The 265-nt window shown below is 52.8% G+C and carries 1 protein-coding gene; it reads left to right on the top strand.

What is annotated here, in order from left to right; genetic code table 11:
* Positions 1–257 (top strand): RNA-dependent RNA polymerase family protein (locus SB847_RS21275; protein ID WP_410578631.1); only part of this gene is annotated, 257 nt, incomplete at its 5' end.
* Positions 258–265: the final 8 nt, after the last annotated feature.

The raw sequence follows: 265 nt of genomic DNA on the forward strand, positions 1-265 counted from the left end.
AGGCAGGTGGATGGAAACTTTCGGAAAGAAAGGAAAAGCTCGCTACGAAGCCAAATCGACTAAAGGTGCACGGATTACTTGTCGATGGCGATAGTCCTCGTCTGACGAAGGGATATCGGCATCGCATTCGAGCGCTGACTCATCTGCTTGAGAAGGGCTCGGTGTCTCCGGAAACGATGCCGATGGTGCTGGGCCATATCAACTATGCAAAGTTGGTAGCGTCAAAAGGCCGGAACGAGGGGCAAGGCGACATCTGATGTGTGGT

The sequence above is a fragment of the Bacillus sp. SIMBA_026 genome, assembly GCF_046535335.1.
Lineage (GTDB): Bacteria > Bacillota > Bacilli > Bacillales > Bacillaceae > Bacillus > Bacillus velezensis.